We start from the raw sequence: 16,709 nt of genomic DNA on the forward strand, positions 1-16,709 counted from the left end.
AGATCCAGCAGGCGATCACCGAGGTGTTCGATCTGCGTCCGGCTGCGATCATCCGCGACCTCGACCTGTTGCGTCCGATCTACGCGCCGACCGCCGCGTACGGCCACTTCGGCCGCACCGACGTCGCACTGCCGTGGGAGTCCACCAACCGCGTCGCCGAGCTCCGCCAGGCGATCGGTCTTCAGTAGAGCCGAGGAGCACCGGTGAGTCAGACGTTGATCAGCCCGCTGGCGACCGACCCCCGCGAGCCGATGAGGCGGTTGTCCGCGTTGCTGGACCTGGGTACCGCACAGCTGGTGAGCGGAGGTGGGTCCAGCGGCGTCGTGGTCGTGACGGGCGAGGTTCGCGGCCTCGAGGTGGTGGCGTTCTGCACCGATGCCACGCTCATGGGAGGTGCGCTCGGCGTCGAAGGAGCCACGCACATCGCCGATGCCACCGATCTCGCGGTGAGCAGGGAAGTGCCCGTGATCGGAGTCTGGCACTCCGGCGGGGCCAAGCTCGCCGACGGCGTCGAGTCGATGGACGGCGTCGGCCGCATCTTCGCCGCCATGACCCGTGCGTCGGGACGGGTGCCACAGCTGTCCGTGGTGGTCGGTCCGGCGGCGGGAGCGGCGTCCTACGGTCCCGCGCTCACCGACGTGGTGATCATGGCGGCGGACGCCAGGATGTTCGTGACCGGCCCGGACGTCGTGCGCAGCGTGACCGGGGAGCAGGTCGACATGGCCGGCCTCGGCGGACCCGAGGCGCACAGCCGGAAGTCCGGTGTCGCGCACGTCGTCGTGGCCGATGAGGAGGACGCGTACGAGCGGGCACGTGAGCTGACCGAGCTGCTCGCCCGCCAAGGACGGTTCACGCCGGTGGGAACGCACGGCGACCTGAGGTTGCTGCTGCCGGAGTCGGCCAAACGCGCCTACGACGTGCGTCCACTCGTCAGCGCGGTGCTGGACGACGGCGTGGACTTCGTGGAGCTGCAGGAGAAGTGGGCGCCGAACGTGGTGACCGGGCTCGGCAGGCTCGGTGGCCGCACGGTCGGCGTGGTGGCGAACAACCCGCTCCGCAAAGGGGGATGTCTCGACTCCCCGTCCGCGGAGAAGGCGGCCAGGTTCGTGCGCATGTGCGACGCGTTCGGCGTGCCGCTCGTCGTGCTCGTCGACGTACCGGGGTACCTGCCGGGTGTCGGCCAGGAGTGGGGTGGCGTGATCCGGCGTGGAGCCAAGCTGTTGCACGCGTTCGCGGAGTCGGTCGTGCCGAGGGTCACTCTGGTCACCCGCAAGGCCTACGGCGGTGCGTACATCGCGATGAACTCCCGGTCGCTCGGGGCGTCGGCGGTGCTCGCCTGGCCGGGTTCGGAGGTCGCGGTGATGAGCGCGTCTGCGGCGGTCGACGTGTTGCACCGCAAGAAGCTCGCCCTCGTGCAGGGAGATGAGCAGGAACGCCTCCGCGCCGCGCTGCTGCGCGAGCACGAGCTGCTGGCCGGCGGGGTGGACCGCGCGGTGGCGATCGGCGTCGTGGACGGCGTGATCGCACCGGAGGAGACCCGGCGGGTGCTGGTGCGAGCGCTCGACTCGGCGCCACCGTTGCGCGGCAACCACACCAACATCCCGCTCTGAAGCCTGGAAAGCGGATGAAAGCGCACTGAATGCCGGCGCACCTAGCGTTCCGGTGACGACTGGCGAGTGCTACTCGGAGGTCCGGTGAGCAACTACAAGGAGCATCGAATCGCGGTGATCGGTGCCGGGGTGATGGGCACGAACATCGCGGCGACCGCGATCGGGCACGGCCTGCCGGTCGTGCTGGTGGACGTCGACGAGCACGTGGTCGAGGAAGCGCGCACCACCACGCTCAACCACGTCAGGCACGCCCAGCTGATGGGGGCGTTGCCTGCTGATCGTCCATTGGGGACTTTGACGACGAGCGTGTCGGTGGAGGACGCGGCGGACACGACCGCCGTGGTCGAGGCCATCGTCGAGTCGCCAGAGGTCAAGGCGAAACTGCTGACGGAGCTCTCCGCACTGGTCGCCGCGGGTACGCCGCTGATCTCGAACACGTCAGGGATCCCGATCGACGAGCTCGCGGACTGGGTCACCCGGCCCGCTGACCTGCTCGGCACGCACTTCATGAACCCGACCTACCTGATCAAGATGGTCGAAGTGATCCGCGGACCGCGGACGGGCGACGCCGCGCTGGAGTCGGTCGCCGACCTCCTCACGGCGATGGGACGGCAACCGGTCGTCGTGCGGGACGCTCCCGGCTTCGTCACGAGCCGTCTGCTGCACCCGATGCTGAACGACGCGGCCAGGATCGTCGGCGCCGGAACCGCGACGGTCGAGGACGTCGACGCGCTCATGTCGGGATGCCTCGGCCACCCGACGGGTCCGTTGCGCACGGCGGACCTCATCGGCCTCGACAACCTCGCGGACTCCCTTCGCGTGCTGCACGAACGCACGGGCGACGAGCGGTGTCGCCCGTGCGACCTGTTGCTGGACAAGGTCCGCGCGGGCCACCTCGGCAGGAAGTCCGGCCGCGGCTTCTACGACTACGGAAAGGCATTGTCGTGACGGCAGAACAAGACACCCGAACCGTCGAAGAGACGTTGCTCGGATTCCTCGAGGTCAAGACGAAAGCGAAGGTCGGGCTGGACCAGGACCTGTTCGCGTCCGGCCTCGTCACCTCGATGTTCGCGATGCAGCTCGTGGTGCACCTGGAGTCCGAGTACGGCGTGGCGATCGTCGGGTCCGACCTGAAGCTGGACAACTTCCGCACGGTGACGACGATGGCCGCTCTCGTGCGAAGGCTGCGCGACGAGTCGGCTGTGACCGAAGGTGTCTGACGCGATCGCGGACGCGATGGCCGCTGTGTCGGCACGCGTCCTCGACCGCGCCGCGGACTGGGACCTGGCCGGTGAAATCCCGCCATCGCTGTTGCGCGAGCTCGGCGACATGGGGTTGTTGTGCGCCGAGGTGCCCGCCGCCTTCGGCGGGCTCGGCATGACCAGCGCCGTGAGCGGAGAGCTCACGGCGCACGCGGGCAGCCTGTGCAGTTCGTTGCGCAGTGTCATGACGTCACAAGGGATGGCGGCGTGGACGATCCTGCGGCTCGGCGGCCTCGCGCAGCGGCGCGAGCTGCTGCCGCGGCTGACCGGCGGGGAGCTCGCCGCGGTCGGCTTCAGCGAGCGGGACGCGGGCAGCGACGTGGCGACCATGAGCACCCTGATCCGGCGGGACGGCGACGACGTCGTGGTCGACGGGGCGAAGGTCTGGATGACGGCGGCGGGCTACGCCGACCTCCTGGTCGTGTTCGGCCGGTTCGGAGACGACGCGGCCGCGGTGGTCGTACCGGCCAACGCGCCGGGGGTGCGGATCGAGCGCGTGCGCGATCCGCTCGGGTGCCGCGCCGCCGGGCACGCGAACGTGCTGCTCGACTCCGTCCGGCTGCCCGCTGGTCACCTGCTGGGTGGCGGCGGGCAGTCGTTGCAGCTGCTGGTGACGACCGCGTTGAGCTACGGCCGGATGTCGGTCGCGTGGGGATGCGTCGGCATCCTGCGGGCCTGCCTGGCCGCGGCCAGTGCGCACGCCAAGACGCGACAGCAGTTCGGCAAGACGCTCGGCGAGCACCAGCTGGTCGCGCGGCACCTCGCCGACCTGCTGATCGCCGAGCAGAGCGCGACCAGGGCGTGTGAACACGCCAGCAAGTGCTGGGACGACGGCTCTTCCGACGTGGTGATGGCGACCGTGCTGGCCAAGCACCTCAGCGCGACCTCCGCGGCAGCGGGTGCGTCGACCGCGGTGCAGGTGCTGGCCTCCGCGGGTGCTCAGGACGGGCACGTCGTCGCGCGGGCGTACCGGGACGCGAAGTTGATGGAGATCATCGAGGGCAGCAACGAGATCTGCCAGCTCGTGCTGGCGCAGCACGCGTTGACCCTGGCCTGAACCGAGGAGGGAGATCCGTGGCGAACAACCCGGCACTGGTGAAGTGCCTCGTGTGGGATCTGGACAACACGTTGTGGAAGGGCACGCTGCTGGAGGACGGCGAAGTGCACCTGCCGGAGGAGGTGCGTGACGTCGTCGTGGAGCTCGACTCGCGCGGTGTCCTCCAGTCGATCTCCAGCAAGAACGACAGCGATCTCGCACTGGCCCGGCTGAGGCAGTTCGGCCTCGCCGAGTACTTCGTGCTGCCGAAGATCGGCTGGGGACCCAAGTCGGACTCGGTCCGCGCGATCGCCGACGAGCTGAAGTTCGCTCTCGGCACCATCGCGTTCATCGACGACCAGCCGGCCGAACGCGCGGAGGTCGCCTACCACCTGCCCGAGGTGCGCTGCATCCCCGCGGACGAGGTGCTGTCCGTTGTGGACCTGCCGGAGTTCACCCCGGCCGCCGTCACCGTGGATTCGCGGCGCCGCAGGGAGATGTACCAGGCGAGCTTCGAGCGCGAGGCCGAGCAGGCCGCGTTCAAGGGACCCGACGAGGACTTCCTGAGGTCGCTCGACCTGGTCATGCGCGTCGACCGGGCCGACGCCGAACAGCTCACGCGGGTCGAGGAGCTGACGCTCCGCACCAGCCAGATGAACGCGACCGGTGTGCACTACTCGGACGCGGTGCTCCGCGAGCTGATGGCTGACCCTGAGCACGAGGTGCTCGTGACGACGCTGACCGACCGGTTCGGGCCCCACGGAGCCGTGGGCGTCATGCTGGTCGCGAAGCAGGACGGCCTGTGGCACCTCAAGTTGCTCGCGACGTCGTGCCGCGTGGTGTCCTTCGGTGTCGGTGCGGCGCTGCTCAACTGGATCGCGGACCAGGCCGCCCGCGCGGGTGTCCACCTCGTCGCGGATTTCCGGCGAACCGAGCGCAACCGGATGATGGAGATCGCCTATCGGTTCGCCGGCTTCACCGAGGAGTCGTGCGACTGCGTCGCCCGGCTCGGTGGCGACGACGGCACCCAACGTCTGCACCTGATCCCCGATCGCAGGCCCGCGCCGGCGACGATGCGGGTCATCACCCCTGAACTGACGGAGGCGTGAGGCGATGGCCGGTCAGCTGGAGTTGACTCCGGACCTGCTGGGATACGTCCGGGACGTGTCGTTGCGCGAGCATCCGGTGCTCGCCGAGCTCGGTGAGGAGACCGCGGGCCTGCCTGGCGGGACGACCATGCGGGTGATGGCCGAGGAAGGCCAGTTGCTGGCGATGCTGGCGTTGCTGATCGACGCCAGGTCGGTGGTCGAGGTCGGCACCTTCACCGGATACGGCACGCTCTGCCTCGCGCTCGCCGTTCCCGCGGACGGTCAGGTCGTGACCTGCGACATCACCAACCGGTGGCCGCTGGTCGGGGTGCCGCACTGGGAACGGGCCGGTGTGGCCGACCGGATCGACCTCCGGATCGGTGACGCCGCCGACACGATGACGGAGCTGCTGAAGGAGCGCGGTCCGGGAACGGTCGACCTCGTGTTCATCGACGCGGACAAGGTGAGCTACCGGCGGTACTACGAGCTCGCGCTGGAACTCCTGCGGCCGGGTGGCCTGGCCGTGGTGGACAACACCCTGTTCTCGGGCCGGGTCACCGACTCGTCCGTCGAAGACCCGGACACGCTGGCGATTCGCGAGTTCAACGCGTTTCTCCGCGACGACGACCGCGTCGACCTGTCGATGATCGTCATGGCCGATGGGATCACGTTGGCGCGCAAGAGGTTCTGAGGGGCGTGCACACCTGTCGTCACGTGCGGCGAGCGATGTTGTGCCGGTAGCTCCCGTCCGCGAGACCGGGCTGCGGCTCCGCGGACCACAGGAGTGCCTTGTTCACGAGGTTCGTGAACGCGCTGTTGCGGTAGCCCGCGAAGTCGGCGCCGAAGAGCCGGATGCCGCCGGGTCCGCCCAGGCGCCGGATGCCGATGGGCAGGTGCTTCTTCTTCTCGACGTACTGCTGTCGCGCGACGCTGCCGGGGAGCATCCGCCTCCGGATCGCGGCCCGGACGCCTTCGGAGATGTCGCGTTCGTGCACCCACTCGAGATCCGGGTTGCCCGCCTTGATCTGGTCGAACTCGGCCAGTCGCTGCGACGTGAAGATGTCGGTCTGCGAGAAGTAGCCTCCCGGCTTCAGCACGCGGGCGACCTCGCGGAAGAACTGGGGCAGGTCGGGGTAGTTGTGCGAGCTCTCGATGTTGAGCACCACGTCGAACTCGCCGTCGGCGAAGGGGAGGTCCTCGGCGTCACCCTGGACGAACTCCAGCTGCGGCGAGCGGGACAGCGTCGAGTTGGCCCGGTCGACCGCCCGCTTCGACAGGTCCAGGCCGATCAACCGTTCCGGCTGGATGATCCGGGAGAGGAAGTTGAGCCCCTCGCCCATGCCCGAGCCGATCTCGAGCACTCGCCTGGTGCGGTAGCCGGCGTAGTCGATCGGCAGTTCGCGAATGGTCAGCAGGTACATCTGCTCGGAGAAGGTGTCCGTGTCGAACTGACCGAACCCCGGGATGAGCTTCTCGATCTCGGCGGCGACATCGTCCTCGTGCAGCCCCCAGTTCCACAGTTCGCCCTTGACCGACGACTCGGTCGCGCCGTCGTAGACGGAGCTGATGGCGTCCTTCGGTACCCTCCCCCCGGGAGCCCCGGCATCTCCACCAGCTGAGTTCAGCTCGCGGAGATTTTCGAGAAAATCGTTCATCCCCTTGGTGTCCGCCATGCTCGGTGTCCTTTCACGGGAAATGGCTTCGGTCGATTCTATGGATTCTCGCTTTCATTTCGATTCTGCCCACGTTTTATTCGTCGGCTCGGTGCCGGGCGGTGGACCGCACTTCGTCCCTGGAAGCAAGGTGAAACCTGCGTGAGGGCGGGTGTCCCTATGGTCGTCGCGGATGCCTCGGCTCCCCGGACCGGGAGACGCGCAGATCTGGCCGCCGGGTGACGGAAGGAGTTAGCGATGGACCACTTGCAGCAGAACGCTCGGGAGGAAGTTGACCACGCGGCGCTCGACGGACTCCACTTCCCGTGGCACGGCTCTGCCGCTGACGACGACGGGCTGCAGCCGGTCGTCGTCCGGAGCTTCGACTGACGGCAGGGCGACACTCACCGATATCCACAACGGACAGGGGCTGTGCCCGGCCGGAGAACGCGGTCCGGCTCGGCGCAGCTCACTCCGCGCTTCGGGCGAGCAGGACCGCGCCGTGCAAGGACGACGCGACCGTGCAGGCGCTCGGTGCGATCTCCGGCAGGGCGCGGTGGCCGCGCCGCAGTTCGCCGGTGTGCTTCGCCAGCCTGTCCACGAAACCGTCGAGGCCCGTCGCGAACGCGCCGCCGACGACGATGATCTCCGGGTTGAGCACCTCGGCGATGTTGACCAGCGCCGTCGCCATCGCGACGCACGCGTCGTCCACTGCGGACACGGCCCACAGGTGCTGGTGGGAGAAGCCGATCTGCAGGTCCTCGAACGAGACCTCGCCACCGCGGCGCATCGCCGCCCGTTGCAGCACGGCCGGGCCGGAGCACACCGACTGGAGGCAGCCGCGCCTGCCGCACGCGCACGCTCGGCCGTACCGGTCGATGATCATGTGACCGAGCTCGATCGGCGGGTGTGGAGCAGCGGCCTTCACCTTGCCGTCGATCACGATCCCGCAGTCGATTCCCGCGTCGACCCCGACGTAGACGAGATCGTCGCAACCGGACACCGCCGACTCGGCGAGTGCCGAGAGCGCGCCGCGGTGGAGGTGCCGGACCTCGGCGCGGGGGAAGAGACCCGCGAGCGCCGAACGCAGATCGAGCCCCACCCAGTGGGACCGGTTCGACCAGACCGCGACGAGGCCCGCGGCGTCCAGGCTGGCTGGAACCGCCACGCCGACAGCGCCGACGGGTCCGGGCCAATCGTCCTGTGCGGACCGCACGTGAGCGGACAACGAGTCCAGATCGTGCTGCCACGAGTTTCCGGACGGCCAGTCGAAGCTGCTGCTGTGGACGAACCCGGCGTGGAACTCTGCGCGGAGCGAGACACCGTTGTCGCCGATGTCGATCCCCAGGTAGGCCATGTCGTGCCTTCCGTCACCAGTATTCGAAGCGGCCTTGGGTGCGGCAACTTCTGTCGTTCTTCTGTCATCGGCGGATCATCCCACCGTATAAGGACAGGTATACCTCGCGTTACCCCTCAGTCGACCCCTAGTGAACTTTATGCCCATTTGTTCACTCTTTCGGAGCATCGTCACAAATGGTCGCCATTGCATTTTGCACGGGCAGTTCGGTGTGCAGTGAATCAGGAATCGTCGCGTCGAATACCTGCGGAGCTAGTGTTGTTCCGCGGTAGTCACTTCGCGCCACCATCGCGCCGCACGAGTTCCATCTGGTTGACCGCGAGTTCCGACCAATGAGGCATCTTGTACTCGAGGAACGTCAGATTCGCCTGCTGGGCCAGCTCGAGTGCGGGCGAGGCGTGGGTTCGCATCAGCTCGACCCGCGACAGCGTCAGCCGGGCACGGGCGGCGTTGACCCGGTCGTTGTTGCGCTCGCAGATGACGATCGCCGTCCCGAGCTGCTCGGCCGCGGCGTCGAGCCTCCCGCGATGCATGTCGACGACTCCGGCCAGGTGAACGGCGTAGCTCTGCCCTTGCCTGTCGTTGGCCTCGCGAACGAGGTCCAGCACCTCGGCGATCAGCGTTGCCGCCGTCTCGTAGTCGCCCTGTGCGATGAGCACCTTGCAGATCTTGTACCGGATCTGCGACTCCATCCGCACGCTGCGCACCTCGCCGCAGATGAGGGCCGCCTTCTGGAGCAGTTCGAGCGCACGGGCCGCGCGGCCGTCGTCGAGCTCGATCTGGGCGATCTGCGACAGCACGCCCGCCTGGCCGACGACATCGCCGACACGGGCGAAGTTCGCCAGTGCTTCGTGGTAGCGCCGCACCGCCTCGGCCGGTTGACCGGTCTGCCGGTCCAGCAGTCCGAGGTTCCGCAGCGTCAACGCGAGTCCGTGGGTGTCGTTCAGCTCGCGGAAGATGTCGAAGGCCGGGATCAGCACCTCGCGCGCGAGGTCCAGGTGGTTCTGGTTGAGGTGCAACGACCCCAGGGAACACAGGACCGCGCCGGTACCCCGGTGGTTGCCCTTGCTCCGGGTCAGGTGGAGCACCTGTTGATGGGTGTCCATCCAGTCGTCGAAGTAGCTGCGCACCTCGAACAGCGAGACGGCGGTCACCGCGAGGTCCCAGCTCAGCTCGTCGAGCCCGGCGTCGACCCCGTGCGCGATGGCGGCGCAGATGTTGGCCCGTTCCAGCTCGAGCCACCGCAGCGGGTCCTCCACGACGGTCCGCATCTGCGCCGCAGGCAACGGCCAGCGATCCGCTGTGCCGTGCAGGATCGCGAAGTCACCGCCGTAGAGTCGTCGGTGGGCGTGCTCGGCCGAGAAGAGCCAGGCGCCCAGTGCGCGCCGCAGCACCTCGAGCTCCGAGTCGGGTTCGATCTCCCTGAGGCGTTCCCTCGCGAAGATCCGGATCAGGTCGTGGAACCGGAACCTCGGGGCGGTCGGGGATCCGTTGTCGACGGCGTCGAGCAGTTGGGTGTCCACCAGGCGATCCAGCTGGTCGGGCGCGCGGGGATCGTTGTCCAGCGCCACGGTCGCCATCCACGCCGGGAACTCGTCGGTGTTGAGAGCGCCGAGGCGGCGGACCAGCGTGGCGGTCGACGCGTCGAGACCGCTGTAGGCGAGCGCGAGGGTGCCGCGCACGTGCATGTCCCCGTGCACCAGCTCGTCCAGCCGCTGCGACTCGTCGGCGAGCCGGGTGACCATCGACGACAGCGACCAATGTGGACGGGCCGCCAGCCGGGCGCCGATGATGCGGAGCGCGAGGGGGAGACAGCCGGCGATGCGCACGAGTGCTCGGGCTTCGCGCAGCTCGTTGTTCAGGCGCGCGGTGCCGACCGAGGCTTCGAGGAGCATGAGCGCTTCTCTCGGCTCGAGCACGTCGACCGGTATCACCGCAGCGCCCGCCAGGCCCGCCAGCCGCGTGCGGCCCGTGAGCAGCACGGCGCACGTAGCCGTCCCCGGTACCAGAGCCGACACCTGCAGCTCGCTGGAGGCGTCTTCGAGCACGACGAGCACTCGCCGGTCCGCCAGGAACCCGCGGTACATCTCGGCGCGTTCGTCCTCGGTCTCCGGGATCGAGTCGCCGCCGACTCCCAGGGCGCGCAGGAAGCGTCCGAGCGCCTCGTGTGCGGTGATCGCCTGACCGGTGGTCGACTTCAGGTTGACGTACAGCTGACCGTCCGGAAAGGACCGCGCCGCGACCTGGTGCGCGACCTGCACGGCCAGCGCGCTCTTGCCGACGCCCGCCTTGCCGACGAGGCTGACCACCGGTACCGCACTGGCCGTCGCGCCGTTCCCGTCACGCAGCAGCGACTGTTCGATCGTCGCCACCAGTGCCGCGCGACCCGTGAAGTCGTGTATCGCCGAAGGCAGCTGTCGTGGGCTGGTCCAGCCGTCGCAGCGCGAGTCGGGGGCGGCCGGGGGTGGTGCCTGCACCAGCGAGCCGTTGTCGGCGAGGATCGCCACCTCGAGCTCCTTGAGCTTGGTGCCGGGATCCAGGCCGAGCTCGTTGATCAGCACCGTGCGACCGTCTCGATAGGCGTCCAGTGCCTCGCACTGCCTGCCCGACCGGTAGAGCGCCAGCATCAACAGGTAGCGGAACTCCTCGGAGAGCGGGTGCTCCACGACCAACGTGCGCAGCTCGCCGACGACGTCTCGGTGCCTCCCCAGCTCGAGCTCATGGCCGATGCACTCCTCGAGAGCGGTCGTGCGCAGCTCGTTCAACCAGACGAGTTGGTCGCGAACCCACGGAACAGCTCCCTCCAGCACCGGCCCGCGCCACAGTGCGAGTGCGGATCTGAACGCCGTTACCGCACCTTTCAGGTCGTCGTGCCGGGCGAGTCGCCTCGCCTGCTCGATTTGCGACTCGAACAGGTTCGCGTCAATTCTTCTCGCGGCAACGTCGAGTTTGTACCCAGGACGCTGGGTGACGATGTTCGCGGGCAGCTCGAGCGCTTTGAACTCGCTCCGCAGGGCATGTACGCAGAACTGGACCTGTGCTCGTGATGTGGACGGCGGCGTGTTGTTCCAAATGGCTCCGACGAGCTGGTCGATGCTGACGACCTGGTTCGCCCTGACGAGGAGAGTGGCGAGGACGACTTGCTGACGCCCGCCGAGTGGCCGCGCATCGCCAGATGGCGACACCAGCTCCAGGGGGCCGAGTGCACGAAAGGTGACATCGTTGTCAGCAATAGTTGTCCGTGGCACGTTCATTTAGCACCTCGATCAGCTGCGTCGCGACCTCGCCGCGGAATCTCTGGTGAAACACCTAGGTTCTGGAGGTTCCGGAGGTCGACATGGCGTTCCCCGATCGTCAACAGTTGAAACATCACGGTCTTCTTCTGCGGTAAAGCAAGCAAAGAGCATGGTCGCGTTGATCAAAATGGTCCCGGATCTAACAAGACCGCACAGTGACGGCGGCAACTGCGAGTAGTAGCGAGCTGAGACTCAATCGAGTTCGAATTCGGCCAACAACCTTGCCAGTTCCGCCCGTGATCCCGCGCCGTGGCGTCGCAACATCTGGCTCACATGGGTTCGCACGGTGCCCAGTGCGATGCCCAGTTGCTCCGCGATCTCCGCGTTGGTCCGGCCGGCGAGTATCAGTCTGGCGATGTCTTCCTGACGCCTTGTCAAGGTCGTGCTCGTGCCGCTCTTGCGAGACACGATGTCGACGAGTCCGGTGTGCGTCAACCGGGTGCCGCGGGCATGTGCTTTCCGGTAGAGACCGCTCCCGAGCTCGGCGACGGCCATCTGCTCCGCTGCCCGAGTTCTCTGCTTCCAGTATTCCCACGGTTCGGTTCCGGCGCGCTGGAGGGCCTGTGCGGCCGCTCCGAGCAGGACGGCGGTCTGGGAAGCATCACCCTGCCGGCTCGCCACGAGAGCGAGGCCGTGCAGCGCGAAGGAGAGAAAATAGGTTGTGTTCGCGCCGGTGATGACTCCTTCGGTGAAACACGTTCGAGCCTCGTCGAGATGGTCGCAGTCGAGCATCGCGAACCCGGCCGACGTGTGCACGTAGCACTTCCGGTAACCAGCGGCGTCGTCGGTCAGCAGTAAAAGAGACTGCCGTGCGACCGCGAGGGCTTCATCTTTCTGGCCGATCTGGCACAACGCTTTCACGAGATTCGACATGCACAACGCACTTCTCAGTGCGTCCCCGGACTGAACGGCTTGTCGGACGCTCGCCCGCAAGACGTCGATGGCTTGAGCGTCGTCGCCGGCCTGAATGGCTGCGAAGCCCACGGTGTTGAGCGCCACGGCCTGGTAAGCCGACGACCTGGATTTCCACAGATTCCGCAACTGGTTGGCGTGCCGCAGTGCTTCGGCGCCCTGTTCCAGTCGTATGTGGGACCATGCGGCGAAGTAGTGAACTTCCGCCGCGTAGTCGGAGTAACCGTGCTCGGCGAGCATCTGTTGTGCGAGGTGCAGGACTCGCTTGGCGTGTCCGTGCCGGGTCCAGGCATCGAGGATCGAAATGGCGAGGTATCCGTGCCTGGGGTCATTTCGCCGCTTGCACCAGTCGTGCGCGTTGATGAGGTGTGCGTGCAACACGAGGATGCGATCCTCGTTCGGCCGCGGTTCGTCCAGCTCCCAACCGGAGCGGGCGTGGTCGACCAGTGCGGCGACCAGTCTGTCGTAGGTCTGATCGGTGCCGTTGGTCGCTTTCAGGCGGTCGGCGGCGAACTGGCGAACAGGTTCGAGCAACCTGAACAGCAGCAGTTGATCTTTTTCCTCCTCGCGGACCAGCATCGACTTCGCGCACAGCGAAGAAATGACGTGGATGGCCGCGTGCCGCGGCGTGCTGCTGTCGCCGCAGACGCGCACTCCGAGGTCGAGGTCGAAGGTGCCAACCAAGATCGACAGCCGGTTCAACGCGTCGCGCTCGCCCGCGGAAAGACGTTCGTAGCTCCACGCGACCACCGCGTCGATGGTGCGGTGCCGCGGCGGCGATGCCGGATCGACCTGGTCGCCTGGGACCAGGGTGGACCGCATCGACTTCTCGAGCGCCTGCTCGATCTCGGCGAGCGAGAGCGTCCGCAGCCGGCGCGCGACGAGCTCGATGGGCAGGGGGAGATGTTCCACGCGATCGCACAGTCGGCCGATCAGGTCGTGGTCGCGGTCCCCGGCGACCAGGTGCGCCTGTACCGCGTCCGCTCGTCGGAGGAAGAGCGCGGTCGCGTCCGCGGGGTCCATCGGTCCGATGTAGACGCAGGCCTCACCGTCGAGGTCGAGTGGTTGCCTGCTGGTGACGAGAACCCTGAGGCGGTCACACGCCCGGAGGAGCTGGGTGACCACTTGGGCGCACGCCTCGACGAGGTGCTCGCAGTTGTCCAGCAGGACAACGGACTGGGTGCTCGCCAGTTGTTGAACGACCGCGCCGATGATGCTTCCGTGCACCTGTTCCCGCACGTCCACCGCGGACGCGATCGCGTGCCAGATCGAGTCGGGTCGCGACACGACGTCCAGATGAACTCGGACGGCCTGGTGGTCGTTCTTGAGCACTTCTTCGGCGAGCCGGGTCTTCCCGCTGCCGCCAGGTCCGACCAGGGTGACGAGTCGCCTGGACCTGAGCAGGCGTCTGACCTCGTTGAGCTCGCCGGCTCGGCCGATGAAGTCGGCGAGGTCGCGCTTCACCGGTCTGCTCTGCCCGGCCGCAGGAACCCGCCGGCCCCGACTCCCAGTCGGCTGACCTCGGCTGCGATCTGCGCGCGAGATCGCAGGCCGAGCTCTGCCTTGAGGCGGTGAACGCACTGCTCCGCGGTGCGGAGCGACACGTGCAGCCGAGCCGATATCTCGCGGTTGGTCAGCCCTTCCGCGATCAGCGTGGCGACCTTGGTCGCGCGGGTGTCCTGCCAGATGGTGGGGTCGGTGGTCGCCCCCCGAGCCGCGCACCGGGAGGTCAGCTGATCGCCCAGCTCGCCGACGAGTCCGCGGACCAGTGCCGAAGCCAGTGCGCGCCAGTCCTTCGTGCGCGGGGGAGTGAGGGTGAGTGCCTGGAAGAGGTTGGCCTGCTCCGCGTGCCACGTGGTCCTCGTGTCGATGCTGTCGGCCGCCGTGGCCATCGTGACGAGGCCGGTCCTGAGCGACTCGATGGCGGCGGCGAGCTCGCCGGTGTTCTGCAGGACGACTGTGGTGAAGGCGCGCACGCTCGCCGGCATTCGGCACCGGTCGTCCGTCCGTCCCGGTGTCAGAAGCGACTTCGCCGCCAGCGACTGAACCACCTGCCAGCTCATCGCAGGCTGGACGAGGCCGAAGAGCTCCCTGCTGACTCCGCCGGGCATGACGGCGATGGCGTGCACAGCCGACTTCTCGTCGGCGGACAGCGACCGGTAGCTCCAGTCGATCGCGGCGTGGAGGGACTGGTGCCGGGGAGGTGCGTCTCGCGGAGCACCCTCGAGCAGTGCGATCCCGGTGTCGAGACTGGAGAGGATCTCCGCCACCGAGAGGACTCTTCTCAAGCGTGCGGCCAGTTCCAGCGCGAGTGGCAGCCCGCCCAACCGGTCGCAGAGCAGGCGCAGCCGGGCCGGACTTTCCTGCGCGTGGGGGTCGATGCCGAGCTGGTGCGTGCGGTCGGTGAACAACCTGGCCGCGTCATCCGGCTGCAACGACCGGAGGAGGTACGTCTTCTCCTGCGGGAGTCCGAGTCGCTCCCGGCTCGCCACGACGATCTTCACCCTGGGACAGCTCTGGAGCAGGGTCCTCGCCACCTGGACGCACGGGGACAGTATTCGTTCCGGGCTGTCGAGCACGATGAGGTGAGGATTGCGGTTCAACGCGGTGGTGAGGGATTCGAGCCGCAGCGCCGGTAGATGTGCTGAATTGCAGATCGCGTCAACGACGTCCCGCGCGGAATGGGTTGTGGTCAGGTCGATGAATGCGACGTGTTGACGTCGTTCGACGAGCGCTTGAACCGCACGCGTCTTGCCCACGCCCGGTGGGCCGGTCACGGTGAGCAATGCGTGGTGAGTGATCAGCCGGTTCAACGCCGCGAGGTCGTCCGCGCGGCCGAGCATCGGGTTGAGGCGTTGTGCGGGCAGTGGGGACGTGCTGCGCCGGCGGCGGTACCCGCGTTGACGGCAGGCGGCGGAGCAGTACGTGGCCTGCGGTCTGAGAGATGAGCCGCACTCCAGGCAGCGTGAAATTGAGGATTCCGCGCCCATGAGCTCGTCGCCCTCCCGCGGCTATTTGACGCAGATCTGACGACCGGTTCAGCAGGTGCTCGTACCGTACGGCGGGCGTTGGTCTTGTGTCCAGACCGTGAGTTCGTCTGGGATGTCGTCTCAAATGGGGGTCGGCAGCGCTGCGAAGTGCGAAGATCCACAGTTGCGCGGTTGGTTCAACGGTTCTGGTGTGATGAGCGCGACAAATAAAGTGAGGATCGCTCACTTTTATTGTTCACCGATGTTCTTTCGCGGGCCTAGTGCTCGACGAGTGCGATCACGTCACCTTCCTGGACGAGGTCGCCCGCCTTCACCACGATGTCGACGAGCGTGCCCGTCCGTTCGGACCGCACCGGAATCTCCATCTTCATCGACTCGAGGATGACCAGGTCCGTTTCCGGTGTGACCGCCTCGCCTCGACGGACGAGCACGCTCGTCACGTTGCCCACGATCTCCGCAAGCACCTCTTCGGGCATCGGGAGCCTTCTTCCCTCGGTTCGCAGATGAGCGGTCTATTCGGACAATTCTAGAGCGACCCGCTTTCGTCTTGATTTTGTGCACGTTTCGCCGCTGGTCGGAGGCTGGGGACCCCCTATGTTTTGCGGTCTCCGTTGACGCTCTCAGGTGCTGATCGAAGAATCGTGTGCACGGAACCGTGATTGATTATCGGGGAGGCGCAATGGCCGGGCTGGACGTCAGCATCGAAAAGGTCGACTTTGAGAAGGCGTACCAGGACGCGATCGACGCCGGTGCGAAGATGCCGTGGGACATCGGTGCCCCGCAGCCGAAGCTCGTGGAGCTGGTGAAGGCCGGGGAGATCGGCGACGACGTGCTCGACGTCGGCTGCGGCCTCGGCGACAACGTGATCTACCTGGCCGCGCTCGGGCGGCGGGCGGTCGGCGTCGACATCGCGCCCAGCGCGGTCCGGCAAGCGGCCGAACGAGCGAAGGCGCAGGGCGTCGACGCCGAGTTCGCGGTGGCTGAGGCGACCAGCCTGGCTGGCTACGAGGGCCGGTTCGACACGATCATCGACTTCGCGCTCTACCACGGGCTCACGCCGGAGGCGCGGTTCAGCTACATCGACGCGTTGACCCGCGTCACGAAGCCGGGCGCCAGGCTGCACCTGTTCTGCCACTTCTCGATGGACCGGGGCGACGAGCTGCCTGAGGTCTTCCGGATCACCGAGGCGAGCCTGCGTGCGACCGTCGGAAAGACGTGGACGGTCACGCACATCGCGCCGACCGACTATTCCGCCGCACTCACCCCGGCGGAGCTGCACAAGGCCGTGCAGTCGATGGTGCCGACGCAGGAACTCGACGACGCGCGGATGGCCGAGCTTCCCGCTGATGAAGAGGGCCGTGCGGTGGTGAAGGTCTGGCAGCTGACCGCGATACGACCGTAACCCTTTTTTCTGGTGACCTTCCGGTCTTCGCCGCCCCGAACGCGATGGGGCGGCGAAGCCGCGTCGAAAGCCGCTTGATAGCGGGTCTGAATACGGTCGGCGGG

Annotated in this window: 15 protein-coding genes; 9 read left to right on the forward strand and 6 right to left on the reverse strand. The window is 67.4% G+C overall.

Annotation, left to right across the window (positions count from 1 at the left end; genetic code table 11):
- The 7 genes from FKR81_RS35010 to FKR81_RS35040 form a co-directional block, all read left to right on the forward strand.
- The coding region (locus FKR81_RS35010; protein ID WP_186763359.1) for a methionine adenosyltransferase domain-containing protein at positions 1-188 on the forward strand (188 nt) is incomplete at its 5' end.
- Positions 189-203: 15 nt separating this feature from the next.
- Complete coding sequence (locus tag FKR81_RS35015; RefSeq protein ID WP_268891594.1) at positions 204-1,610, forward strand: carboxyl transferase domain-containing protein; 1,407 nt, start codon at positions 204-206, stop codon at positions 1,608-1,610.
- 66 nt (positions 1,611-1,676) lie between these two features.
- Positions 1,677-2,558: a 3-hydroxyacyl-CoA dehydrogenase family protein gene (locus tag FKR81_RS35020; RefSeq protein ID WP_407936567.1), complete on the forward strand. Its 882-nt coding sequence runs from the start codon at positions 1,677-1,679 to the stop codon at positions 2,556-2,558.
- On the forward strand, positions 2,555-2,830 hold the full coding sequence (locus tag FKR81_RS35025) for an acyl carrier protein (RefSeq protein WP_146358538.1): 276 nt from the start codon (positions 2,555-2,557) through the stop codon (positions 2,828-2,830). Before FKR81_RS35020 ends, FKR81_RS35025 begins: the two co-directional genes overlap by 4 nt.
- Positions 2,831-2,846: 16 nt before the next feature.
- Positions 2,847-3,929 (forward strand): acyl-CoA dehydrogenase family protein, encoded by a 1,083-nt coding sequence (locus FKR81_RS35030; RefSeq protein WP_222598506.1) that lies wholly within the window; start codon positions 2,847-2,849, stop codon positions 3,927-3,929.
- A 17-nt stretch (positions 3,930-3,946) separates the two neighbouring features.
- Positions 3,947-5,017 (forward strand): HAD-IIIC family phosphatase, encoded by a 1,071-nt coding sequence (locus tag FKR81_RS35035; RefSeq protein ID WP_146358540.1) that lies wholly within the window; start codon positions 3,947-3,949, stop codon positions 5,015-5,017.
- Between the two features lie 4 nt (positions 5,018-5,021).
- Positions 5,022-5,687: an O-methyltransferase gene (locus tag FKR81_RS35040; RefSeq protein WP_146358541.1), complete on the forward strand. Its 666-nt coding sequence runs from the start codon at positions 5,022-5,024 to the stop codon at positions 5,685-5,687.
- Between the two features lie 19 nt (positions 5,688-5,706).
- Here FKR81_RS35040 and FKR81_RS35045 read toward each other — a convergent pair whose 3' ends face one another.
- Positions 5,707-6,669, reverse strand: coding sequence for a class I SAM-dependent methyltransferase (locus FKR81_RS35045; RefSeq protein WP_146358542.1), 963 nt, complete (start codon positions 6,667-6,669; stop codon positions 5,707-5,709).
- 237 nt (positions 6,670-6,906) lie between these two features.
- Between FKR81_RS35045 and FKR81_RS45730 the strand changes: the two genes are divergently transcribed.
- Positions 6,907-7,038 carry a hypothetical protein gene (locus FKR81_RS45730; protein ID WP_268891595.1) on the forward strand — a complete coding sequence of 44 codons (132 nt, stop codon included), beginning with the start codon at positions 6,907-6,909 and terminating at the stop codon, positions 7,036-7,038.
- Between the two features lie 79 nt (positions 7,039-7,117).
- Here the strand turns inward: FKR81_RS45730 and FKR81_RS35050 are convergent, their stop codons facing one another.
- The 5 genes from FKR81_RS35050 to FKR81_RS35070 all read right to left on the reverse strand — a co-directional run bounded on the left by FKR81_RS35050 (position 7,118) and on the right by FKR81_RS35070 (position 15,679).
- A complete protein-coding gene (locus FKR81_RS35050; RefSeq protein WP_146358543.1) occupies positions 7,118-8,005 on the reverse strand; it encodes an ROK family protein in 888 nt (295 codons plus the stop codon).
- A 272-nt stretch (positions 8,006-8,277) separates the two neighbouring features.
- Positions 8,278-11,190, reverse strand: coding sequence for an AfsR/SARP family transcriptional regulator (locus FKR81_RS35055; protein WP_186763360.1), 2,913 nt, complete (start codon positions 11,188-11,190; stop codon positions 8,278-8,280).
- A 303-nt stretch (positions 11,191-11,493) separates the two neighbouring features.
- A complete protein-coding gene (locus FKR81_RS35060) occupies positions 11,494-13,677 on the reverse strand; it encodes an ATP-binding protein (RefSeq protein ID WP_235922037.1) in 2,184 nt (727 codons plus the stop codon).
- Positions 13,674-15,056, reverse strand: a complete 1,383-nt coding sequence (locus tag FKR81_RS35065; protein WP_186763361.1) for a helix-turn-helix transcriptional regulator — start codon at positions 15,054-15,056, stop codon at positions 13,674-13,676. Before FKR81_RS35065 ends, FKR81_RS35060 begins: the two co-directional genes overlap by 4 nt.
- Positions 15,057-15,460: 404 nt before the next feature.
- Entirely contained in the window at positions 15,461-15,679 is a 219-nt protein-coding gene (locus FKR81_RS35070; RefSeq protein WP_146358547.1) for a biotin/lipoyl-binding carrier protein, read from the reverse strand.
- Positions 15,680-15,882: 203 nt separating this feature from the next.
- On the opposite strand from FKR81_RS35070, the gene FKR81_RS35075 reads away from it, so the two are divergent.
- Positions 15,883-16,605 carry a class I SAM-dependent methyltransferase gene (locus tag FKR81_RS35075; RefSeq protein WP_146358548.1) on the forward strand — a complete coding sequence of 241 codons (723 nt, stop codon included), beginning with the start codon at positions 15,883-15,885 and terminating at the stop codon, positions 16,603-16,605.
- The last annotated feature ends 104 nt before the right edge of the window (positions 16,606-16,709 follow it).

Origin of the sequence: Lentzea tibetensis (assembly GCF_007845675.1) — a bacterium.
Classification (GTDB): Bacteria; Actinomycetota; Actinomycetes; order Mycobacteriales; family Pseudonocardiaceae; genus Lentzea; species Lentzea tibetensis.